Source organism: Salmonella sp. 2020_1459, from assembly GCF_043847915.1.
In the GTDB taxonomy this organism is placed as follows: Bacteria; Pseudomonadota; Gammaproteobacteria; order Enterobacterales; family Enterobacteriaceae; genus Salmonella; species Salmonella enterica.
Map to the genome: position 1 here is coordinate 688,396 of NZ_JBCMFA010000003.1, position 22,338 is coordinate 710,733.

Sequence of the window (22,338 nt, forward strand, 5' to 3'; positions counted from 1 at the left end):
AGACGATTGTAGGTCAGATGCCACCCGACGCAGACATTGCCTGGTGGCGCTGCGCTTATCAGGCCTGGGGGCACATACCACAGGCCTGATAAGGCGGACAGTTATGCGGTGCCGCCAACCGTCAGGTTATCGACTTTCAGCGTCGGCTGGCCTACGCCTACCGGCAGACTTTGCCCCTCTTTACCGCAAACCCCCACCCCGTTATCCAGCTTAAGGTCATTGCCGACCATGGAGATCTGTTGCATCGTTTCAATGCCTGATCCAATCAACGTCGCGCCCTTCACCGGCGTCGTGACTTTGCCGTTTTCAATCAGATACGCTTCCGAGGTAGAAAACACAAACTTGCCGGAGGTGATATCCACCTGACCGCCGCCAAAGTTAGGCGCATAGATGCCGTACTCAACGGATTCGATAATTTCCTGCGGCGTTGACTGCCCCGCCAACATATAGGTATTCGTCATACGCGGCATCGGCAGATGCGCATAAGATTCGCGACGCCCGTTACCGGTCGGCGTAGCGCCCATCAGGCGCGCGTTCAGCTTGTCCTGCATGTATCCTTTCAGCACGCCATTTTCAATCAATACGTTGTACTGGCCTGGCGTACCTTCATCATCGATAGCAACGGAGCCGCGACGGTTCATCATTGTGCCGTCGTCCACTACGGTGCAAAGCGCGGAGGCAACCTGCTCGCCGATCTGACCGCTAAACACAGATGTCCCACGACGGTTAAAATCACCTTCCAGCCCGTGACCGACCGCTTCGTGCAGCAATACGCCCGGCCACCCGGCGCCCAGAACCACCGGTAACGTCCCCGCTGGCGCAGCGACCGCGGAGAGATTAACCAGCGCCATGCGTACCGCTTCTTTCGCCCACGCGTCGGCGCGAACCTCGCCGTCGAGATCGGCAAGAAAATACTCATAACCAAAGCGACCGCCGCCGCCGCTGGCGCCGCGCTCGCGTTTACCGTCTTCTTCCACCTGCACGCTAACGGACAACCGCACCAGTGGACGGACATCCGCCGCCAGCGTCCCGTCGGTCGCCGCCACGAGGATTAATTCATATACGCCGGTCAGGCTGGCGTTAACTTCCTGCACGCGTTTATCGGCTTCTCGCGCCACTTTGTCAACGCGTCTGAGGATATCCAGCTTCTCTTCGCGGCTCATACTTTGCAGCGGATCAAGGGTGGTGTAGAGCGGCTGATGCGCTACGGCGGCGAGCGTTTTTACCTTGCCTTCGCCGTTCTCGCGTACAATGGTTCGCGCTGCCTGCGCACTCTGCTCCAGCGCCAGGAGGCTTATCTGGTCAGCATAAGCAAAACCGGTTTTTTCGCCGCTAATGGCGCGAACGCCAACGCCCTGGTCGATATTATATGAACCATCTTTAATGATGCGGTCTTCTAAAACCCAGGATTCGTGATAGCTCGACTGAAAATAGAGGTCGCCATAATCAAGACGGCGTTCGGCCAGTTGGCCCAAAATAGCGAACAGATCCTGATGGTTCAGGCCATTCGCCGCTAGCAATTGTTCACTTACCAGGTTCAGACTCATCGTTTTTGCTACTCGTTGATTTCTGCCGGATGGCGGTTCACGCCTTATCCGGACTACGTTGTTAGATTGTACAAACCGGATAAACGCAGCGCCGTCCGGCATGACTATTTACTGAGAGTGGGGCAATTCCTCGCCCCCGTCAAATCATTGCTGGCTTTCTTTTCTCGGTTGGCGCAGAACTTCGTTGATCTGCGGCGCATCGACCGGACCGGTAATGCGATAACGCAGAATGGAGACCTTGCTCCATAGCGGCCCCAACACTTTACTGGCGGCAAATACCGCCGCGCCGACAATCGGGTTAACGGCAAACGCGGCGGCGACGCCCACGGTGGCGGAAATTTCCGGCGCGACAACGGCCTCCATATCAAGACGACGACGCACCAGATCAACAGAACCTTTCATTGCAATATCCGCTTCCAGCCCATCCACCAGCGTATCGTCAGTATGCAGGACGCCATCTTTAATCCACGCGGTACTATGAATAGAGTCGAAATAGAAGCCCTCGCTAAAGGTATCTCTGAAGTCAAACCGCAGCTTACGCAGCAACGCATCAAAACTGAGCAACCGCAGTAACTGTCCGGCATGACCGCTACTGAGATCAGTAAACTCGCCTTTACCCAGACGCGTACGTAAAATCCCGTTGAGCGTGGCTTCCTCAGGTTGCCAGGGCGGGTTTCGCCAGTGCAGATCGTAATCTACGTTAAAAGACGCGTTCTGGATTGGCGTCGAGATGCCGAAGAACCCGGCAGCTGTGTCGAGGTTATTTCCATGCAGACTACCTTTCAGCGAGGTTCGTTCATTACCCGGCGCATTCACCCACTCACCGTTCGCTTTCAAACGGGCGAATCCGGTATCGATCAGGCCATTCGCCAGAGTCAGCGTATTGCCTTTGATGGCGAAATCGCCATCAATACGCCCATATTTTTGCCCCCACAGCCAGCACTCTTCGCAGCGAAGCTGTAAGTCCGGCCAGCCGCGGAAGCTAATCGTGTTCGCCGAAGCCAACGGCGATGTCGGCGTTGGTGACGAGGCGTGCGTTTTTGCGACACCAGGGTTGTAATACAGGTACTTAATGTTCGCCAGCCACGGCGCATGGTTGCGCATGAGCAGCGTGGCGTTCACCTCACGGCCCTGCGCTTCAATTTTTGTTCCATTCAGCGAGGGGGCTGAAACGACGCTCAAATTGTTCCACTGCTGGCCGCCCAGCGATAGCGCGGGAGTACGCAACGTGACGCGTTGAGGAAACTCGGCCGAACTGCTCACGTTATCCGCCGCGCCTTTCTGGAATAACGCCAGCCATTGCGCGCCATCCAGCGCCGGCAGATTGAGTTCAACGCCTTGTTGAGCAGGTAATGGTGGAATCGTCCGGCTGTCCGTCGTCCAGATAGCCCGATCCAACGTCAGCTTCTGATTTAATAACCAGCGGCTGTTAAAGTGATTTTTACTCCCTGCGCTCCCCGTTAGCGCAAAACTTTTCAGGTTGCCGTCAGCCTGAATGTTCACCGGAATGGCTTCGCCTGCGGGTTTATTTAGCGGAGAAGGTAAGTGACTGCTCACATTTCTCAGATCGCCGTTCAGTTCGATGTGATAAGTGGTGTCAGCGTGATACGGAAGATCGATGCCGACTTTACCATTCCACGTCACGCTGCCGCTCAGGGCGTCATTCAGTTGCGGCGGTAAGACGCCCATACGCGTTGGTTGCCAGTTACCGTTCAGGTTGACGGCGACCTGATAGGCTTTTGCCCCTTCCGTCGTACTGAAATCCAGGTTAAGCGGCTGATTAAACCAGTTTGCCGTCAGCGGCCCGCTTTTTAGCGCGCCATTCACAAAGCTGAATTTACCGTTCAGATTTTTGAGCGTGCTGTTTAGCGGCTTAATAAACAGACTGTTATTACGCAACGAGACATCGCCCTCGGCGGTAACCTGTTCGCCGTCCAGCGGAATATCAAGATGTAAGCGAGCATTCACATCGCCATCTAACTGGAGCTCCGCCAGCGTCGAGCCAAGCGAGTCTTTTAGCGGCGTCTCGTCAAAATAAGGCCCAACGGCTTTTCCCGGCCCGTTAATATCGGCATCAATGAGCAGTTTCTCTTTGGAATAATCCGGAATCGCCGCCGCGAGTTTGCTGGCCTTCACCCCGCCCAAATCGACGCTATCCGAACGCATCCACAGACCGTCGTTCAGGAAATCCAGTTCAATGTTGAGATTTTTTAGCGCCGGCCAGTCGGGTTGAAAAGCAAACGTCGCATTGCGTAGCGGCACCAGCACTTCAAACTGACCTTCGTTATGCTTATAGGGAAAGAGGTGCGGGTTACCACCGTAAACCAACGTGGCGTTATCCGCCTCGCCGCCCTGAATCGCGCCGCTAAGGTAATCGACCAGCGCTTTGCCCATCAGGTTTTCCGGAAAATAGCGCCACGCCTGAGATCCATCATCGGTACTGATTCCGGCCAGAATACCCAGCCACGGTTCGTCGCCCGTCGGTTGCAGATAGCGGAACCCGCCGCGCGCATGTACCGCCTTTGCTTTGACGTCAATGTCGCGGCCATCAAGCTGAAAGCCGTTCTCATTCTTCAACCAGCTAAGCGTCGCGACGCCGTTTTCAATTTCCAGCGGCGCGCGAAAAACGGTTTCATAGGGCATTTTAGCCTGCTGCATCGCAACCTTCATCTGCCCGTCTTCTACGCTTCCCGCCAGCGTACCGGAAAAATGTTCCGCGCCGGGCAACAGCTTCCACTGTTTCCATGCAAGATTTTCCCACGATGCCTGAAAACGCGTTTTTTCGGTCGCCTGTAGCGGAATATCCAGCGCCAGTGTGGCGATCTTTCCGCTCGGCTGCGTAGCCTGCCATATTTCGCCCAGCACAGGCGACAGTTTAGCCGCCAGCGGACGTAATGCTTCCAGCCCCGCCAGTTCAAGATTACTGGCGCGAATGCGTAGTTCATCGCTACGTGTGTGATTCTCGCCGCCGACGTCCTGCTGCGGGAGCCAGGCCACGGTTAAGGCTCCGCTCGGCCAGGGTTTACCATCAAGCGTAATCCGTGTGTCCGGAATATAAAACTGCCAGCCCGGCTGCTCGCGGCTAATCTGCGCCGTCAGGTTATCGACAGACAGCGTGTGCGTCGTGTTATCGCCCAGCCAGCTTGCGCCGCCCTGTTTCAGCCAGACGTCCCCTCCGGCGATTTCGCCTTTACTGAGCGTCATCCAGCCTTCCAGACTGAAACGCGCCGTCTGGAGCGCCACATTATCCTGCATCCATTTGCCCAGCCACGGCTTGACGTCAATATCGTCGGCCTGTAACCAGACTCTGCCGTTATTTAGCAAACCGTCGTCATCGCGTAAATCCATCCGCACCTGCATCACGCCGTGCTGCCCAGTCAGGCTGGAGAGGCTGACCTCGCCTTCGGCGCGGTGACGCTCTTTGCCGTTTAGCCAGGTAAGCTGTGGGATCGCCAGCTCCGCGCGTTGTCCGGAAAGCGTCAGAAAACTGATTTGGCTATCGCGCAGATCGAAATGATCGAACTGACGCAGGAAAAGATCGCTTAAACGGCTGGTTTCGATGCCTTCGCCGTCGCTGCTTTGAAGAGGCGTGTTGGTGCGGAAATTGAGTTGCCAGAAGGTCAGGTCGCGAAACTGCCAGCGCATGTGCAACAGGCTTTGCCAGACGTCCAGCGCCAGCGTAACGCGTTTTATCGACAGTTCGCCGCCATCTTTCAGGGCGGCATGAATATTATGCGCTTCCAGCGTAGGGCCAAAATTTTGCCAGCTTGCGGAGAGTTGGCTGGCGGCCACCGGCACGCCGGTCACAGACTCAATCTTATTCAGGATAGCTGGACGCCAGGCGTCAAGATGAGGCAACGCCAGGCGCAGCCCGCTAACCAGCAGCGCTGCAATGACGATGAGCGCGGCTCCAGTGAGCAATAAAATCCCCGGCAATCGCCTCACGCGTCTCTCCTTGTCTGCCAAAAAATACGACTCACAACCTTGCTTTGCCGGACGGCGGCGTGAACGCCTTATCCGGCCTGCAAATGCTCGTACGGGTCGCGGTCTTTTACATCATTACGACGTCAAACTGCTCCTGGTTATAAAGCGGTTCGACCTGAACTTTAACCTGTTTGCCGACAAAGATTTCGACTTCCGCCAGCGCGTGTGATTCTTCGCCTTTCAGCGCTTCCGCCACCGCAGGAGAAGCATAAACCAGGAAGCGATCGGAGTCATAAGCGTGATGAACACGTACAATTTCACGCATGATCTCATAGCAGACGGTTTCCACCGTTTTTACCGTCCCGCGGCCATGACAGGTTGGACACTCGTTACAAAGCACATGTTCCACGCTTTCACGGGTCCGTTTACGGGTCATTTCCACCAGTCCCAGCGGCGAAAAACCGTTAATACTGGTTTTCACGCGATCCTTACTTAACGCCTGTTCCAGCGAATGCAGCACCCGACGGCGATGATCTTCATTATTCATGTCGATAAAATCGATAATGATAATGCCGCCCAGATTACGCAGGCGTAGCTGGCGGGCAATGGCCTGCGTCGCTTCAATATTGGTATTAAAAATGGTGTCGTCGAGATTACGGTGTCCGACAAACGCGCCGGTATTGATATCTACCGTCGTCATCGCTTCGGTTTGGTCGATAATCAGATAACCGCCGGACTTGAGTTCAACCTTACGCTCCAGCGCGCGCTGGATCTCATTTTCCACGTCATAAAGATCGAAGATCGGCTGATGGCCACTGTAATGCTCCAGCTTACTGGTCATTTCCGGGATGTATTCTGCGGTAAACTCCAGCAGCGACTCATAGGTCAGACGTGAGTCGACGCGAATTCGGTCCAACTGCGCATCGGCGAAATCGCGCAGCACGCGCTGCGCCAGCGCCAGTTCGCCATACATCTGGTAGCGCGTTTGCGGACGCTTTTTGCGCTCCATGACTTTCGTCCAGACGCGCTTGAGATAGGCGGCGTCAGACGCGAGATCCTCTTCACACACGCCTTCCGCCGCGGTACGGATAATAAACCCGCCCTGTTCGTCGCAGTATTCCGCCACCACCTTTTTCAGGCGCTCGCGTTCACTTTCGCTTTCGATGCGCTGGGAAACGCCAACGTGTGACGCGCCGGGCATAAAAACAAGGTAACGGGAGGGCAACGTGATGTCCGTGGTCAAACGCGCGCCTTTCGTGCCGAGCGGATCTTTCACTACCTGCACCATCAGATCCTGTCCCTGACGCACCAGTTCGGAGATATCGCGCACGGTAAACTGTTTTTGCTCGTCGCCCGCCACGCATTCGGTATGCGGCATAATGTCGGAAGCATGAAGAAATGCGGCTTTATCCAGCCCAATATCTACAAAAGCCGCCTGCATACCTGGAAGTACACGACTTACACGACCTTTGTAGATATTGCCTACGATTCCGCGTCGCGCTTCGCGCTCAATATGGATTTCCTGAAGAATACCGCCATCAATGTACGCCACGCGCGTTTCCGATGGCGTTACGTTTACCAACAATTCAGCCGTCATGTTTATCCCTTTTATCACGCAGTGCGTTAAAATGACTCAACAACTCATACGTTTCAACCAGCGGTAAGCCGACCACGGCGTGATAGCTGCCATTTATCTTCCTGACAAAACAGCCACCCCGCCCCTGAATACCGTATGCACCTGCTTTATCTAAAGGCTCGCCGCTGGCGACATAGCCAGTAATATCCTGCGCAGAAAGCGTGCGGAAAGTCACCTCCGTTACCACCAGACAATCCAGCGTCTGCTGCGAGTCCGCAAGCGCAACAGCAGTCATCACCTGATGCGTATTTCCGGAAAGCAAACGCAGCATTTCTGCGGCATGAGCGGCGTCGCGCGGCTTTTCCAGCACCTCGCCGTTTAACACGACTATCGTATCCGCGCCCAACACCGGCAGATCACGGGGAACCAGCGCCACGCCAGCCTGCGCCTTTTCGCGTGCCAGCCGAACAACATACTGCTGCGCGCTTTCCTGAGCACGCCGTTGCTCTTCAATACCAGGCACGACCTGCTCGAATGAAAATCCAAGTTGAGTCAATAATTCCTGGCGACGCGGGGAACCGGAAGCAAGATACAGAGTTGTCATATCGACCTTTATTGCACAGCAAACTGCTGGCGTACTTTACGCATCAGCAAAAAGAGCCAGGGCCACAGCACGCCATTGACTACACTACTCCAGAACACTTCCGGTCTGAAAGAGACGTTGATCACTAAAAACTCGGCCCAGAAAACAATAATGTCCACGGCCAGTGAAAGCAACATTACCACCAGCGCCTGCTGCCAGAGCGCCAGGTTACGGAAGAGCTGGAATTTCAGAGCGACCAGATAGGCGACAATACTCATCGACAGAGCGCGCACGCCAAGTGTGGAACCGCTGATGAGATCAAGTATGGCACCCATCACAAATCCCGTCCCCACATTTACGCGGTGCGGCAGGGCCAGAATCCAGTACAGTAAGATGAGCAAAACCCAGTTTGGCCGGAAAACAATGATGTCGTCCGGCCAGGGCATGATTTGCAGCAACAGCGCAATAAGAAAAGAGAGCCAGATAACCCAGCGCCCCTGGCTACGATAGCTCGCCACCATTACCCTCCCGGCGCACGCGCAGGCGGCGTGGTCGCGCCCGAAGGCGATGGTTGCGTTGATACCGGCGCAGTCTGGCCCGCAGATGGCTGAGTAATCCCCGTCGCCGGGTCCGGCACTGGCGCCGGCGGCCCCATCGCATCCGGAGAAGGCAACACCTGCGGCATCATCTGCATCAGGCGCTCATTGGCGACGCGGTGAACCTCTTCCGGCGTCATCGGATTGGCGCCGTTACGATCGGCTCCCCACAACAGCAGCAGATAGCGTAAACGCTGCAAACCCGCGGTTGGACGTGCCTGAATGACGGTATAGGCGCGCTGAGTGTCCAGCTTGACGGAGGAGACCACCGCCACCGGATACCCTTCCGGGAAACGCCCACCAAGTCCGGACGTTACCAGCACATCGCCGACGCGAATATCGGTATTGGCGGGCAGATGTTCAAGCTGAAGATCGTCAGTGCAGCCGTTACCGGCGGCAATCACGCGGATGTCATTGCGCAGTACCTGAATCGGCAGCGCATGAGTCGCATCGCAAATCAGCAGTACGCGACTGGTCAGTTTCGCCACGGCGACAACCTGCCCTACGACGCCTTTGTCGCTAATGACCGGTTGACCTTCATATACGCCATTAACGCTGCCTTTATCGATAACGACCTGATCGCTGTAAGGATCGTTAACCGTTGAAATAACCTGAGTCACCATTTTCTGCTCGTCCTGACGCAGCGGAGACCCCAGCAGCTCGCGCAACCGCGCGTTCTCCTGTTTGTACTGCCCCAGCATCAGCAGGTCGCTGTTTTTTAGCAGTAATTCCTGGCGCAGCGCCCGGTTTTCCAGCTCAAGCTGGTCGCGAGAAGCCAGCGTTTGCGACACGCTGTCGAGCAGTTCACGAGGGCCGTTTGAAATAAAATAGAAAGGACTGACGGCAGTGTCCATGTACGTTCGGATTTGACTGAACGTCCCCAGGCGGCTGTCGGCAATGATAACGCCGAGCGCCACCAGCACCGCCAGAATAAGGCGAATCTGTAGCGACGGGCCACGGCTAAAAATTGGCTTCATAGGCTATGCGTATTCTCGCGTCGGAGAGGCAGGACAATCCAGGGATAATCCTGCCCGTATCCAACTACTCTTCGCTGAACAGGTCGCCGCCGTGCATATCGATCATTTCCAGCGCCTTGCCGCCGCCGCGCGCCACACAGGTCAGCGGATCTTCAGCAACCACGACAGGAATGCCCGTCTCTTCCATTAACAGACGGTCAAGGTTACGCAGCAGCGCGCCGCCGCCGGTGAGCACCATACCGCGCTCGGAGATGTCTGACGCCAGCTCCGGCGGACACTGTTCCAGCGCCACCATTACCGCGCTGACGATACCGGTCAACGGTTCCTGCAACGCTTCCAGAATCTCGTTTGAGTTCAGGGTAAAGCCGCGTGGAACGCCTTCCGCCAGGTTACGGCCACGCACTTCAATCTCGCGGACTTCGTCGCCCGGATAAGCGGAACCGATTTCGTGTTTAATACGTTCTGCGGTGGCTTCACCGATCAGAGAACCGTAGTTACGACGAACGTAATTAATGATGGCTTCGTCGAAGCGGTCACCACCAATACGGACAGAAGAAGAGTAAACCACGCCGTTCAGGGAGATCACGGCAACTTCAGTGGTACCACCACCGATATCCACAACCATTGAACCGGTTGCTTCAGAAACTGGCAGACCTGCGCCGATCGCGGCCGCCATCGGCTCTTCGATCAAAAAGACTTCACGGGCGCCTGCGCCCTGAGCGGATTCACGAATTGCGCGGCGTTCTACCTGCGTCGCGCCGACCGGCACGCATACCAGTACGCGCGGGCTTGGGCGCATAAAGCTGTTGCTGTGCACTTGTTTAATAAAGTGCTGGAGCATTTTTTCGGTCACAAAGAAGTCAGCGATAACGCCGTCTTTCATCGGACGGATCGCAGCGATATTGCCCGGCGTACGGCCCAGCATCTGCTTCGCATCATGACCGACTGCAGCCACGCTTTTCGGCGAACCGGCACGATCCTGACGAATGGCCACAACGGAAGGCTCATTCAATACGATGCCTTGTCCTTTTACATAAATGAGGGTATTCGCGGTACCCAGGTCAATGGACAGGTCATTGGAAAACATGCCACGAAATTTTTTCAACATACTAAGGGATAATCCTGAAAGCTGGGGCGGAAAACAAAATCCGCTTACTTTACCAACCACACGCAGCAGCGACAAGGCGCAAAAATCATCTGCTACGGTGAAAATTAGTGCAGTTCGTTTCCTTTGTTACAAATCTCGGCCTGAGTCCCTCAGGGCTGAAAAAATCAGCAGCAATCCTCGCCTTCGTTTGCAACCTGTCAAAGGTCATTCACCTGCATATTTGCTGCAACAATCTGGCGAGCAGACAAGCACACCCCCATGAGGCGCAGCGCGCGTTATTCTACGTGAAAACAAATTAAACGGCAGGTTAAACCGAGTATCTTTGCGAATATTTTTTCACGTTTGTGTCAAGTAGTTGGGAGGAGGCAAAAAAATCACCCTGCCCGCCAGCCACGCCGCGTTTTGTCAGCGTCTGCCACTCGCCGCGCGAACGGACGCCCGTCGCGTAAACCTGCGTAGGCGTGCCCGCGCAGGCCTCTACCAGACTTTGAACCAGAAGCTGGTTTTCCGTTCGCTTCTCAATGTTTCTGACCAGACTCGGATGCAGCTTGAGTAATTCCACATTGAGCGCTTTAATCCAGCTCGTGCTAACCAGCGTCAAACCCGCCTGTGTCACCGCCACCCGAACGCCAAGCGCATTGACTAAGCGAAGGATGGGTTGTAACCGGCTGATGTGTTGACAAACATCTGCCTCCGCAAGTTCAATAATTATGCGATTTCGCTGTGATTTTTCACACTGCATTAACGTATCGCGCAACCAGCGCTGAAAACGCGGACGAATCAGCGACTCAACCGTCAACTGCATTGCCAGATTTTCATCCGGCCAGTAGCCCAGCAACGTAATCAGGCGGCTAATTTGTAATCTGTCATACTCTTCCGATAAACCAAATTGCAACACCATCGGCATATACTCCGCCGAGCTCACCTCTTCTTTACCGTCATAGATGCGACACATCAATTCCCGATGATGTACGCGACCTTCTCGCGTGACCGCCGGTTTTTGATAAAGTCGCGGTCCGCCCCGGTTCAGCATCTGCTCAATCAATGTGCGCCAGCGCACATTGCCGCGCCCTTTTTCCGGCAGAGTGTCGTCGTAGATAGCCCAGCTATTTCCCCCCTGCAGGGCGGCATTCCGCGCCGCGGCTTCAGCATGTTCCATCACCTGCTCGGTGGACTGTCCGCTGCGCCAGGCGCAAATGCCGATATGTACCATATCGTCACGATCGAGCATTTTGTTAGCCGGTAGCGCATCGACAGCTTTTAAAAGTTGTCCGGCAATACTTTCCGCTTCTTTCAGCGTTCGATGCGGTAGCAGCACGGCAAAGTCGCTGCGGTGATAACGCGCCAGCAGCGAGCCTGGGTAACGCATAATAAATGTCGATAGCAGATTGATAAGCATAAACATCTGCTCTTCCGCCTGATTGCCTCCCAGGCTGTCGCGCAGAAGATTGAAGTCTGGCAAGCGGATCATCATCACCACGCCATGCACTCCCACTTTTTCCTGATCTTCCAGCAGCGTCGCCAGTTGGTTATCAAAGAACAGACGGTTACCGAGTCCGGTTTTGGTGTCCTGCGCGGCGTAGGAGCGAATGAGGGTGTCCAGGCGACTACGCTGTTCGTGAGCAAACTGAATTTCGGAAAGCAATACATCAAGCGCGCTACTGGTGCGCGCTGGCCATTCGTAAACAGAACCGCGGACATTCGCCCCGCGTTCGCCGTTCAGAATACGCGTGGAGCGAATTTCCAGAAGCTCTTGCCCGGAAAGCTGCCGCTGCAGCCAGCGCACCGATAAAAACAAAATCAGAACGATAAAACCGATCGCCAGCGTCAGCGGCGCCGTGGTGATCAGTGAGTGAAAATAGTTACCCATCGGGTCCTGATAAACCAGACGTAGCGACATTCCTGGATGTTTTATCAGCGGTACGACCAGCTCGCGATACATGTCGCTGGTGCCAGCTGGCCGATAACCTCTGGCGCGAGAATGGCTGTAGACGCTGCGCTCCCCCTGCAACAGATCGACACGCACAATATCGGAAGCGATCATGAGTTCGTCGATTTGCGGCGTCAGCGAGACAATATCATGGGTCACCAGGTGCGTATCAATGGCTGTCGCCGTCGCCTGCACACGGCTGACATACTTATACTGTACGGCGTTATAAAAGCTTAGCGAGCAACCTATCAGAGTCACGAAGATCGTTAACCCCGTGAGCAGCGTGATAAAAGCTGAGAATTTCGTCGTTAATCGCATCCTTGAGTTAACTCCGACGGTTATAAACAGTATGAAAAAGCGAATCTGAAGGCGGAATTCGCCACGGCGCGCAATGAAGCAGGCATACTACCAAAATGGATCTATCTGGCAATTTATTGCGTTGCATCGGCATCACGTTTTAATTAGCGAGTATAGTCTTCGTAGCTATTTTTCCAATCTACCATGTAAAGTGAGGACAGGTTATGCAGGCGTTGATCTTAGAACAGCAGGACGGTAAAACCCTCGCATCCGTGCAACATCTCGAAGAGAGTCAACTGCCGGCAGGTGATGTGACGGTGGATGTCCACTGGTCCAGCCTGAATTATAAAGATGCTCTGGCTATCACCGGAAAAGGGAAAATTATCCGTCATTTTCCGATGATTCCTGGTATTGATTTCGCCGGCACCGTTCACGCAAGCGAAGATCCTCGCTTTCATGCAGGCCAGGAAGTACTACTGACTGGCTGGGGCGTGGGCGAAAACCACTGGGGCGGCCTGGCCGAACGCGCACGCGTTAAAGGCGACTGGCTGGTCGCGCTGCCTGCGGGACTGAGCAGCCGTAACGCCATGATCATCGGCACCGCCGGTTTTACCGCCATGCTGTGCGTCATGGCGCTTGAAGATGCAGGTATTCGCCCGCAAGACGGTGAGATTGTCGTCACCGGCGCCAGCGGCGGCGTGGGCAGCACTGCCGTTGCATTACTGCATAAGCTGGGCTATCAGGTTGCAGCAGTATCAGGACGTGAAAGCACCCACGGCTATCTTAAGAGCCTGGGAGCTAACCGTATTCTCAGCCGCGATGAGTTTGCTGAATCTCGCCCGTTGGAAAAACAGCTGTGGGCCGGTGCAATTGATACCGTTGGCGATAAAGTGCTGGCGAAAGTCCTGGCACAGATGAACTATGGCGGTTGCGTGGCCGCCTGCGGCCTGGCGGGCGGCTTCGCGCTGCCGACCACCGTTATGCCATTCATTCTGCGTAATGTGCGTTTGCAAGGGGTGGACTCGGTGATGACCCCACCGGCACGTCGCGCAGAAGCCTGGGCGCGTTTGGTTAAGGATCTGCCGGAATCGTTCTATGCTCAGGCCGCCACAGAGATTACGCTGGCGGATGCGCCGAAGTTCGCCGATGCCATCATCAATAATCAGGTTCAGGGCCGTACGCTGGTGAAGATAAAATAACGTCACGTATAAAAAAATTTACACTTAATTAACTATTTATTTTTACACATTGACACACTCCCTGTCATATTCACTACACGCTATGTTGTGTTGTGGTGGGTAGACCGGGAGTCTGTGATGAAAAAGATACGTCCATTAACAGAAGCCGATGTGACTGCGGAATCGGCTTTTTTTATGCAGCGCCGACAGGTGCTAAAAGCATTAGGCATCAGCGCGGCCGCCTTATCCTTACCCTCAACGGCGCAGGCCGATCTCTTCAGTTGGTTTAAAGGCAACGATCGTCCGAAAGCGCCTGCCGGTAAACCGCTTGAGTTTAGTCAGCCTGCCGCCTGGCGAAGCGATTTAGCGTTAACGCCGGAAGATAAGGTGACGGGCTACAACAATTTCTATGAGTTTGGCCTTGATAAAGCCGACCCGGCGGCCAATGCCGGAAGTCTGAAAACCGAACCGTGGACGTTGAAAATCAGCGGGGAAGTCGCGAAGCCATTTACGCTGGATTATGACGATTTAACACATCGTTTCCCATTAGAAGAGCGTATCTATCGAATGCGCTGCGTCGAAGCGTGGTCCATGGTCGTGCCGTGGATTGGTTTCCCTTTATATAAGCTACTCGCGCAGGCACAGCCCACCAGCCACGCTAAATATGTGGCATTCGAAACGCTATACGCGCCGGATGATATGCCAGGACAGAAAGATCGTTTTATTGGCGGCGGACTGAAATACCCTTATGTCGAAGGGCTACGTCTGGACGAAGCCATGCATCCGCTGACTCTGATGACCGTTGGCGTCTATGGTAAGGCGTTACCCCCGCAAAACGGTGCGCCTATTCGACTCATCGTTCCATGGAAGTATGGTTTTAAAGGTATTAAATCTATTGTCAGCATTAAACTCACCCGCGAACGTCCGCCAACCACCTGGAATTTGTCGGCTCCCAACGAATATGGTTTTTACGCCAATGTGAACCCGCATGTGGATCATCCACGCTGGTCTCAGGCTACCGAACGCTTTATTGGTTCAGGCGGTATCCTTGATGTGCAAAGGCAGCCGACGCTGCTGTTTAACGGCTACGCCAATGAAGTCGCTTCGCTGTATCGCGGTCTCAATTTGCGGGAGAATTTTTAAGTGCGTCTGACAGTAAAACAGATAACCTGGCTAAAAGTTTGTCTGCATCTTGCCGGTTTTTTGCCGCTTCTGTGGCTCTTTTGGGCGATAAATCACGGTGGACTCAGCGCAGACCCGGTAAAGGATATCCAACACTTTACCGGCAGAACCGCGCTCAAATTTTTGCTCGCCACCTTGCTGGTTTCACCGCTGGCGCGCTACGCTAAACAGCCATTATTGATACGCACACGCCGCCTGTTGGGGTTATGGTGTTTCGTTTGGGCTACGCTGCATTTAACCAGCTATGCCTTGCTGGAACTGGGGATACATAACCTGGCGCTGTTAGGAAGCGAGTTGATTTCACGCCCTTATTTGACGCTTGGGGTCATTAGCTGGCTGGTGTTACTAGCGCTGACGTTGACCTCAACGCAATTTGCGCAGCGTAAATTGGGCAAACGCTGGCAAACACTGCATAACGTCGTCTATCTTGTCGCGATCCTGGCTCCCATACATTACCTGTGGTCGGTAAAGATTTTATCACCGCAACCGGTCATCTACGCGGCATTAGCGTTAGCCCTTTTAGCGTTGCGTTACCGGAAGTTTCGCCAGTGGTGGCGCTAGTTTGGTGAACTGTGCGGTCGATTGCAAAACGCAAAACAGGTAATGTCCTTTTTATGTTTCGGGTTGATTATCTTCCCTGATAAGACCAGTATTTAGCTGCCAATTGCGACGAAATAGTTATAATGTGCGACTTTACATTCCCCAACGGCGATTTTCGTTCGCAGAAAGGGTGACAATCGAGCAATGAAGGTATATTTTGTTTTTTGCCCGAAAATGGCAGAAGATAGCCACACAATGACTGGCAAATCATGAATTTCACCTTCGGGTGCTACGGCATAACAGGCAAATCAAAGATGCGCGGTATTTTACCCGCGGCAGTCATTCACATGCTTTACAGACGGCGCTAAAACGCCTGTCACAATCACACTAAACAAAGAGTACGGAACCCACTCATGGATATTCGTAAGATTAAAAAACTGATCGAGCTGGTTGAAGAATCAGGTATCTCCGAACTGGAAATTTCTGAAGGCGAAGAATCTGTTCGCATCAGCCGCACAACGGCAAACGCCGGTTTTCCGGTGATGCAGCAGGCTTATGCGGCGCCGATGATGCAGCAACCCGCTCTGTCTAACGCTGTCGCGCCAGCGGCTACTCCAGCAATGGAAGCGCCTGCCGCAGCGGAAATCAGTGGTCACATCGTACGCTCCCCAATGGTTGGTACTTTCTACCGCACCCCAAGCCCGGACGCGAAAGCGTTCATCGAAGTGGGCCAGAAAGTGAACGTGGGCGATACCCTGTGCATCGTTGAAGCCATGAAAATGATGAACCAGATCGAAGCTGACAAAGCAGGTACTGTGAAAGCGATTCTGGTCGAAAGTGGTCAACCGGTAGAATTTGACGAGCCACTGGTCGTCATCGAGTAACGAGGCGAACATGTTGGATAAAATTGTCATCGCCAACCGCGGCGAGATCGCACTACGTATTCTTCGAGCCTGTAAAGAACTCGGCATCAAGACCGTCGCTGTGCACTCAAGCGCGGATCGCGATTTAAAACACGTATTGCTGGCGGATGAGACGGTCTGTATTGGCCCGGCACCGTCCGTAAAAAGTTATCTGAACATCCCGGCTATCATTAGCGCCGCTGAAATCACCGGCGCGGTGGCAATCCACCCGGGTTACGGCTTCCTTTCTGAGAACGCCAATTTTGCCGAGCAGGTTGAACGCTCCGGCTTTATCTTTATCGGCCCGAAAGCGGACACCATCCGCCTGATGGGCGATAAAGTGTCCGCGATTACCGCGATGAAAAAAGCGGGCGTGCCGACCGTACCAGGATCTGACGGCCCGCTGGGCGACGATATGAATGCGAACCGCGCTCATGCCAAACGTATTGGCTATCCGGTGATCATCAAAGCGTCCGGCGGCGGCGGCGGCCGCGGTATGCGCGTAGTTCGTAGCGATGCTGAACTGGCGCAGTCCATCTCCATGACCAAAGCGGAAGCGAAAGCAGCTTTCAGCAACGACATGGTATACATGGAAAAATACCTGGAAAATCCACGCCACATCGAAATTCAGGTGCTGGCGGACGGCCAGGGCAACGCTATCTATCTGGCGGAACGCGACTGTTCCATGCAGCGTCGCCACCAGAAAGTGGTTGAAGAAGCCCCGGCGCCAGGCATTACGCCGGAACTGCGTCGCTATATCGGCGAACGCTGCGCGAAAGCGTGCGTAGACATCGGCTATCGCGGCGCAGGGACGTTCGAATTCCTGTTCGAAAACGGCGAGTTCTATTTCATCGAAATGAACACCCGTATTCAGGTTGAACACCCGGTGACTGAAATGATTACCGGCGTCGATTTGATCAAAGAGCAGTTGCGCATCGCGGCGGGTCAGCCGCTGTCGATCACACAGGACGAAGTTGTCGTTCGAGGCCATGCGGTAGAATGCCGTATCAATGCCGAAGATCCGAACACCTTCCTGCCAAGCCCAGGCAAAATCACGCGCTTCCATGCGCCTGGCGGCTTTGGCGTTCGCTGGGAATCTCATATCTACGCGGGCTACACGGTGCCGCCGTACTATGATTCCATGATCGGCAAGCTCATCTGCTACGGTGAAAACCGCGACGTGGCGATTGCCCGTATGAAAAATGCCCTGCAGGAACTGATTATCGATGGTATCAAAACCAATATCGATCTGCAGACCCGCATCATGAATGACGAGCACTTCCAGCACGGTGGAACCAACATCCACTATCTGGAGAAAAAACTCGGTCTTCAGGAAAAGTAATCGCACGTTAATCTCAAAAGGCCGGTGAATCCGGCCTTTTTTATTTCTGGGGATAGCGATGCCCCATCATGTACAATTCCCGCTTTCTTCACCCATAAGGGACAAAAAATGGACGCTCGTTTTGTTCAGGCCCATAAAGAGGCGCGCTGGGCGCTGTGGCTGACCCTTTGCTATCTGGCGGCATGGTTAGTGGCTGCTTACTTACCTGGAGACTCGCCGGGAATTACCGGTCTGCCGCACTGGTTCGAGATGGCCTGCTTATTGACGCCGCTGGTCTTTATTTTGCTGTGCTGGGCGATGGTGAAATTCATTTATCGCGATATTTCGCTGGAGGATGACGATGCAGCTTGAGGTCATTCTACCGCTGGTAGCCTATCTGGTCGTGGTCTTCGGGGTCTCGATTTACGCTATGCGCAAGCGTACCGCCGGCACCTTTTTAAACGAATATTTTCTTGGCAGCCGTTCGATGGGCGGGATCGTGCTCGCGATGACGCTTACCGCCACCTATATTAGCGCCAGTTCATTTATCGGCGGTCCCGGCGCGGCTTATAAATACGGTCTGGGCTGGGTCTTGCTGGCGATGATCCAGCTTCCCGCCGTCTGGCTTTCACTGGGTATTCTGGGTAAAAAATTCGCTATCCTGGCGCGTCGCTATAATGCCGTCACGCTTAACGATATGCTATTCGCTCGTTACCAAAGCCGCCTGCTGGTGTGGTTGGCAAGCCTGAGTTTATTGGTCGCGTTTATTGGCGCAATGACCGTACAATTTATCGGCGGCGCGCGACTGCTGGAAACCGCGGCGGGGATTCCCTACGAAACCGGCCTGCTAATATTTGGCGTCAGTATCGCACTCTATACGGCGTTTGGCGGCTTTCGCGCCAGCGTACTTAACGATACGCTACAGGGCCTGGTGATGCTGGTCGGCACGATAGTGCTGCTGGTGGGCGTGATCCATGCGGCGGGCGGTCTAAATCAGGCCGTTGACACGCTGCACGCTCTCGACCCCAAACTGGTAACGCCGCAGGGCGCCGATGACATACTTTCTCCCGCCTTTATGACCTCTTTTTGGGTACTGGTCTGTTTTGGTGTGATTGGCCTGCCGCATACGGCGGTGCGCTGCATCTCCTATAAAGACAGTAAAGCGGTACACCGGGGCATTATTATCGGTACGATTGTCGTGGCGATTTTAATGTTCGGGATGCACCTTGCCGGCGCGCTGGGTCGCGCGGTGCTTCCGGATCTGACGGTGCCGGATCTGGTGATCCCAACGCTAATGGTGAAAGTTTTGCCGCCGTTTGCCGCCGGGATCTTCCTTGCTGCGCCAATGGCGGCGATTATGTCAACAATTAACGCCCAACTGCTGCAAAGTTCCGCGACGATCATTAAAGATCTCTATCTCAACCTGCGCCCCGATCAGATGCAAAATGAGATCCGGCTGAAGCGTATGTCGGCAGTGATTACATTACTGCTAGGCGCGCTGTTGCTGCTGGCCGCGTGGAAACCGCCAGAGATGATCATTTGGCTCAACCTGCTGGCGTTTGGCGGCCTGGAAGCGGTGTTCTTATGGCCGCTGGTATTGGGTCTTTACTGGGAGCGGGCAAACGCGGCAGGCGCATTAAGCGCCATGATCGTGGGCGGCGTGCTATATGCCCTGCTTGCCACATTTAATATTCAGTACCTGGGCTTTCATCCGATTGTGCCCGCGTTACTGTTAAGTTTATTGGCTTTTCTGATCGGAAACCGATTCGGCTCTTCCGCTTCGCAAGCCACCGTATTGTCTACTGATAAATAAAGAGTTTTGCCATGCCATGGATCCAATTGAAACTGAATACCACCGGCGCGAATGCTGAAGAGCTGAGTGATGCGCTGATGGAAGCGGGCGCCGTTTCCATTACCTTTCAGGATACGCACGATACGCCGGTTTTTGAGCCGTTGCCGGGCGAAACCCGTCTGTGGGGCGATACCGATGTGATCGGTCTGTTCGACGCCGAAACCGACATGAAAGACGTTGTCGCGATTCTGGAGCAACATCCGCTGCTGGGTGCCGGATTTGCCCATAAAATCGAACAACTGGAAGATAAAGACTGGGAACGCGAATGGATGGATAATTTCCATCCGATGCGTTTTGGCGAGCGTCTGTGGATTTGTCCCAGCTGGCGTGACATTCCGGACGAGAATGCCGTCAACGTGATGCTCGACCCGGGACTGGCGTTCGGTACGGGTACGCACCCCACCACCTCTTTATGTCTGCAATGGCTGGACGGGCTCGATCTCAACGGCAAAACCGTGATCGACTTTGGCTGCGGTTCAGGCATTCTGGCGATTGCCGCGCTGAAACTGGGAGCGGCAAAAGCGATTGGTATTGATATCGATCCGCAAGCTATTCAGGCCAGTCGCGATAATGCCGAACGCAACGGCGTGTCTGACCGGCTGGAGCTGTACCTGCCGAAAGACCAGCCAGAAGCCATGAAAGCCGACGTGGTCGTCGCTAACATCCTGGCAGGCCCATTACGCGAACTGGCCCCGTTAATCAGCGTACTGCCCGTTGAGGGCGGTCTGCTGGGGCTTTCAGGTATTCTCGCCAGCCAGGCGGAAAGCGTCTGTGATGCTTACGCCGAGCTTTTTACTCTCGACCCGGTCGTCGAAAAAGAAGAGTGGTGCCGCATTACTGGCCGTAAGAAATAATTCTTGTCAGCGTGGTCGCCCGGCCACGCTTTTCTCCACACAACTGCCTTAACACCTTTCTGTCACCGAGACATCATTAAATTCATCAAATAAATGCCTGAAATAACTTCTTTGTCACTATCCGTCTGGATAAACAGCTGCTACCAGCGGACAAAAGATACTGGCGTTTTAACGGGTCGCAGCCATCGTCCTCGTGCTTAGTAAATGCTGTCCGGGTTGTTCTGCAGCATCCGCTAACCCTCTCTTCAGCGCAGCTGGAAAAATTTATGCGTGCCATTCATGAACACAAAAGCGTGTCTGTGCGCCCCCTTCCGACTGACAATGGAGAAAAATCACGCGCAGCGGGAAGTGATCTTGTCCTGAAACGAGACGGCGATCCCATTCATTTGGGGTAATTAGCTTATAAAAAAAGCAGATTATTCCGTTTAACTTGTTTCTGAACGAAGAAATAGAGAGAAGTTACGGGAATTTGTAAGCGCGTACAAAACCGCCGACAATAAATAACCCTATGATTTTACTGAATTATAAATTTATTTTGCTGTTTTTAAGCACGATTCATTGATCTACAACAGTGGATTGTTCAAAGTTTGGCCTTTCATCTCGTGCAAAAAATGCGTAATATACGCCGCCTTGCAGTCACAGTATGGTCATTTCTTAACTCATGCGCATCGGACAATATCAGCTCAGAAATCGCCTGATCGCAGCGCCCATGGCTGGCATTACTGACAGACCTTTCCGGACGCTGTGCTATGAGATGGGAGCAGGATTGACAGTATCCGAGATGATGTCTTCTAACCCGCAAGTGTGGGAAAGCGATAAATCTCGTTTACGGATGGTGCACGTTGATGAGCCAGGAATTCGCACGGTGCAAATTGCCGGTAGCGACCCTGTTGAGATGGCCGATGCCGCACGTATTAACGTGGAAAGCGGCGCCCAGATTATTGATATCAATATGGGGTGCCCGGCGAAGAAAGTGAATCGTAAGCTGGCAGGTTCAGCCCTCTTGCAGTACCCGGATTTAGTGAAGTCTATACTCATCGGGGTCGTAAACGCAGTGGACGTTCCTGTGACTCTCAAGATTCGCACCGGCTGGGCGCCGGAACACCGTAACTGCGTAGAGATTGCCCAACTGGCTGAAGATTGTGGTATTCAGGCTCTGACCATCCATGGCCGCACCCGCGCCTGTTTGTTCAACGGAGAAGCTGAATACGACAGTATTCGGGCAGTTAAGCAGAAAGTTTCCATTCCGATTATCGCGAATGGCGACATTACTAACCCGCATAAAGCCAGAGCTGTTCTCGACTATACAGGGGCGGATGCCCTGATGATAGGCCGCGCAGCTCAGGGAAGACCCTGGATCTTTCGGGAAATCCAGCATTATCTGGACACTGGGGAGCTGCTTCCGCCGCTGCCGCTGGCAGAGGTAAAGCGCTTGCTTTGCACGCATGTTCGGGAACTGCATGACTTTTACGGTCAGGCAAAAGGGTACCGAATCGCGCGTAAACACGTCTCCTGGTATCTCCAGGAGCACGCTCCAGACGACCAGTTTCGGCGCACATTCAACGCTATTGAGGACGCCAGCGAACAGCTGGAGGCGTTGGAGGCATACTTCGAAAATTTTGCGTAAACAGAAATAAAGAGCTGACAGAACTATGTTCGAACAACGCGTAAATTCTGACGTACTGACCGTTTCTACCGTTAACTCTCAGGATCAGGTAACCCAAAAACCCCTGCGTGACTCGGTTAAACAGGCACTGAAGAACTATTTTGCTCAACTGAATGGTCAGGACGTTAATGACCTGTATGAGCTGGTACTGGCTGAAGTAGAACAGCCCCTGTTGGACATGGTGATGCAATACACCCGTGGTAACCAGACCCGTGCTGCTCTGATGATGGGCATCAACCGTGGTACGCTGCGTAAAAAATTAAAAAAATACGGCATGAACTAATTTCGATTAGCTAACTGCTTGT

Annotated in this window: 19 protein-coding genes; 11 read left to right on the plus strand and 8 right to left on the minus strand. The window is 54.0% G+C overall.

Annotation, left to right across the window (positions count from 1 at the left end; translation table 11 throughout):
* Positions 1-101 precede the first annotated feature (101 nt).
* The 8 genes from tldD to csrD all read right to left on the minus strand — a co-directional run bounded on the left by tldD (position 102) and on the right by csrD (position 12,559).
* The gene (gene tldD, locus ACH0VJ_RS11790) at positions 102-1,547 is read right to left on the minus strand and encodes a metalloprotease TldD (protein ID WP_000055941.1); all 1,446 of its coding nucleotides are present in this window, start codon (positions 1,545-1,547) and stop codon (positions 102-104) included.
* A 144-nt stretch (positions 1,548-1,691) separates the two neighbouring features.
* Complete coding sequence (gene yhdP, locus ACH0VJ_RS11795) at positions 1,692-5,492, minus strand: AsmA2 domain-containing protein YhdP (protein WP_001253497.1); 3,801 nt, start codon at positions 5,490-5,492, stop codon at positions 1,692-1,694.
* A gap of 106 nt (positions 5,493-5,598) precedes the next feature.
* Complete coding sequence (gene rng, locus ACH0VJ_RS11800) at positions 5,599-7,068, minus strand: ribonuclease G (RefSeq protein WP_000123188.1); 1,470 nt, start codon at positions 7,066-7,068, stop codon at positions 5,599-5,601.
* Positions 7,058-7,651: a nucleoside triphosphate pyrophosphatase gene (locus ACH0VJ_RS11805; protein WP_000210306.1), complete on the minus strand. Its 594-nt coding sequence runs from the start codon at positions 7,649-7,651 to the stop codon at positions 7,058-7,060. Before ACH0VJ_RS11805 ends, rng begins: the two co-directional genes overlap by 11 nt.
* An 8-nt stretch (positions 7,652-7,659) precedes the next feature.
* Complete coding sequence (gene mreD / locus ACH0VJ_RS11810; RefSeq protein WP_000179403.1) at positions 7,660-8,148, minus strand: rod shape-determining protein MreD; 489 nt, start codon at positions 8,146-8,148, stop codon at positions 7,660-7,662.
* A gap of 2 nt (positions 8,149-8,150) precedes the next feature.
* Positions 8,151-9,203: a rod shape-determining protein MreC gene (mreC, locus tag ACH0VJ_RS11815; RefSeq protein ID WP_000802538.1), complete on the minus strand. Its 1,053-nt coding sequence runs from the start codon at positions 9,201-9,203 to the stop codon at positions 8,151-8,153.
* 64 nt (positions 9,204-9,267) lie between these two features.
* Positions 9,268-10,311, minus strand: coding sequence for a rod shape-determining protein MreB (mreB, locus tag ACH0VJ_RS11820; RefSeq protein WP_000913396.1), 1,044 nt, complete (start codon positions 10,309-10,311; stop codon positions 9,268-9,270).
* A 307-nt stretch (positions 10,312-10,618) separates the two neighbouring features.
* Positions 10,619-12,559, minus strand: a complete 1,941-nt coding sequence (gene csrD / locus ACH0VJ_RS11825) for an RNase E specificity factor CsrD (RefSeq protein WP_001241381.1) — start codon at positions 12,557-12,559, stop codon at positions 10,619-10,621.
* Between the two features lie 203 nt (positions 12,560-12,762).
* Here csrD and ACH0VJ_RS11830 point away from each other — a divergent pair, with 203 nt between their 5' ends.
* From ACH0VJ_RS11830 to fis, 11 genes are all read left to right on the plus strand, one after another.
* Positions 12,763-13,737: an MDR family oxidoreductase gene (locus tag ACH0VJ_RS11830; protein WP_001148240.1), complete on the plus strand. Its 975-nt coding sequence runs from the start codon at positions 12,763-12,765 to the stop codon at positions 13,735-13,737.
* Between the two features lie 117 nt (positions 13,738-13,854).
* Positions 13,855-14,859, plus strand: coding sequence for a protein-methionine-sulfoxide reductase catalytic subunit MsrP (msrP, locus tag ACH0VJ_RS11835; protein WP_000723876.1), 1,005 nt, complete (start codon positions 13,855-13,857; stop codon positions 14,857-14,859).
* Entirely contained in the window at positions 14,860-15,459 is a 600-nt protein-coding gene (gene msrQ / locus ACH0VJ_RS11840; protein WP_001241497.1) for a protein-methionine-sulfoxide reductase heme-binding subunit MsrQ, read from the plus strand.
* 392 nt (positions 15,460-15,851) lie between these two features.
* Positions 15,852-16,322: an acetyl-CoA carboxylase biotin carboxyl carrier protein gene (accB, locus tag ACH0VJ_RS11845; RefSeq protein ID WP_000354626.1), complete on the plus strand. Its 471-nt coding sequence runs from the start codon at positions 15,852-15,854 to the stop codon at positions 16,320-16,322.
* Positions 16,323-16,332: 10 nt separating this feature from the next.
* Entirely contained in the window at positions 16,333-17,682 is a 1,350-nt protein-coding gene (accC, locus tag ACH0VJ_RS11850) for an acetyl-CoA carboxylase biotin carboxylase subunit (protein WP_000884627.1), read from the plus strand.
* Positions 17,683-17,790: 108 nt separating this feature from the next.
* The gene (locus ACH0VJ_RS11855) at positions 17,791-18,033 is read left to right on the plus strand and encodes a YhdT family protein (protein WP_000340018.1); all 243 of its coding nucleotides are present in this window, start codon (positions 17,791-17,793) and stop codon (positions 18,031-18,033) included.
* Positions 18,023-19,474 (plus strand): sodium/pantothenate symporter, encoded by a 1,452-nt coding sequence (gene panF, locus ACH0VJ_RS11860; protein ID WP_001175740.1) that lies wholly within the window; start codon positions 18,023-18,025, stop codon positions 19,472-19,474. Before ACH0VJ_RS11855 ends, panF begins: the two co-directional genes overlap by 11 nt.
* An 11-nt stretch (positions 19,475-19,485) precedes the next feature.
* On the plus strand, positions 19,486-20,367 hold the full coding sequence (prmA, locus tag ACH0VJ_RS11865; protein WP_001145849.1) for a 50S ribosomal protein L11 methyltransferase: 882 nt from the start codon (positions 19,486-19,488) through the stop codon (positions 20,365-20,367).
* A 137-nt stretch (positions 20,368-20,504) separates the two neighbouring features.
* On the plus strand, positions 20,505-20,762 hold the full coding sequence (locus ACH0VJ_RS11870) for a carbonic anhydrase family protein (protein WP_229023608.1): 258 nt from the start codon (positions 20,505-20,507) through the stop codon (positions 20,760-20,762).
* A gap of 266 nt (positions 20,763-21,028) precedes the next feature.
* Positions 21,029-21,994: a tRNA dihydrouridine synthase DusB gene (gene dusB, locus ACH0VJ_RS11875; protein ID WP_001219664.1), complete on the plus strand. Its 966-nt coding sequence runs from the start codon at positions 21,029-21,031 to the stop codon at positions 21,992-21,994.
* A 25-nt stretch (positions 21,995-22,019) separates the two neighbouring features.
* Entirely contained in the window at positions 22,020-22,316 is a 297-nt protein-coding gene (gene fis / locus ACH0VJ_RS11880) for a DNA-binding transcriptional regulator Fis (protein ID WP_000462905.1), read from the plus strand.
* Positions 22,317-22,338: the final 22 nt, after the last annotated feature.

Excerpts from the sequence above, each read along its gene's own strand:
- ACH0VJ_RS11855 (WP_000340018.1), top strand. The coding sequence starts at position 17,791 with ATGGACGCTCGTTTTGTTCAGGCCCATAAAGAGGCGCGCTGGGCGCTG.
- fis (WP_000462905.1), top strand. The coding sequence starts at position 22,020 with ATGTTCGAACAACGCGTAAATTCTGACGTACTGACCGTTTCTACCGTT.
- ACH0VJ_RS11830 (WP_001148240.1), top strand. The coding sequence starts at position 12,763 with ATGCAGGCGTTGATCTTAGAACAGCAGGACGGTAAAACCCTCGCATCC.
- csrD (WP_001241381.1), bottom strand. The coding sequence starts at position 12,559 with ATGCGATTAACGACGAAATTCTCAGCTTTTATCACGCTGCTCACGGGG.
- ACH0VJ_RS11805 (WP_000210306.1), bottom strand. The coding sequence starts at position 7,651 with ATGACAACTCTGTATCTTGCTTCCGGTTCCCCGCGTCGCCAGGAATTA.
- tldD (WP_000055941.1), bottom strand. The coding sequence starts at position 1,547 with ATGAGTCTGAACCTGGTAAGTGAACAATTGCTAGCGGCGAATGGCCTG.
- mreB (WP_000913396.1), bottom strand. The coding sequence starts at position 10,311 with ATGTTGAAAAAATTTCGTGGCATGTTTTCCAATGACCTGTCCATTGAC.
- msrP (WP_000723876.1), top strand. The coding sequence starts at position 13,855 with ATGAAAAAGATACGTCCATTAACAGAAGCCGATGTGACTGCGGAATCG.
- mreC (WP_000802538.1), bottom strand. The coding sequence starts at position 9,203 with ATGAAGCCAATTTTTAGCCGTGGCCCGTCGCTACAGATTCGCCTTATT.
- prmA (WP_001145849.1), top strand. The coding sequence starts at position 19,486 with ATGCCATGGATCCAATTGAAACTGAATACCACCGGCGCGAATGCTGAA.
- rng (WP_000123188.1), bottom strand. The coding sequence starts at position 7,068 with ATGACGGCTGAATTGTTGGTAAACGTAACGCCATCGGAAACGCGCGTG.
- dusB (WP_001219664.1), top strand. The coding sequence starts at position 21,029 with ATGCGCATCGGACAATATCAGCTCAGAAATCGCCTGATCGCAGCGCCC.
- accC (WP_000884627.1), top strand. The coding sequence starts at position 16,333 with ATGTTGGATAAAATTGTCATCGCCAACCGCGGCGAGATCGCACTACGT.
- accB (WP_000354626.1), top strand. The coding sequence starts at position 15,852 with ATGGATATTCGTAAGATTAAAAAACTGATCGAGCTGGTTGAAGAATCA.
- panF (WP_001175740.1), top strand. The coding sequence starts at position 18,023 with ATGCAGCTTGAGGTCATTCTACCGCTGGTAGCCTATCTGGTCGTGGTC.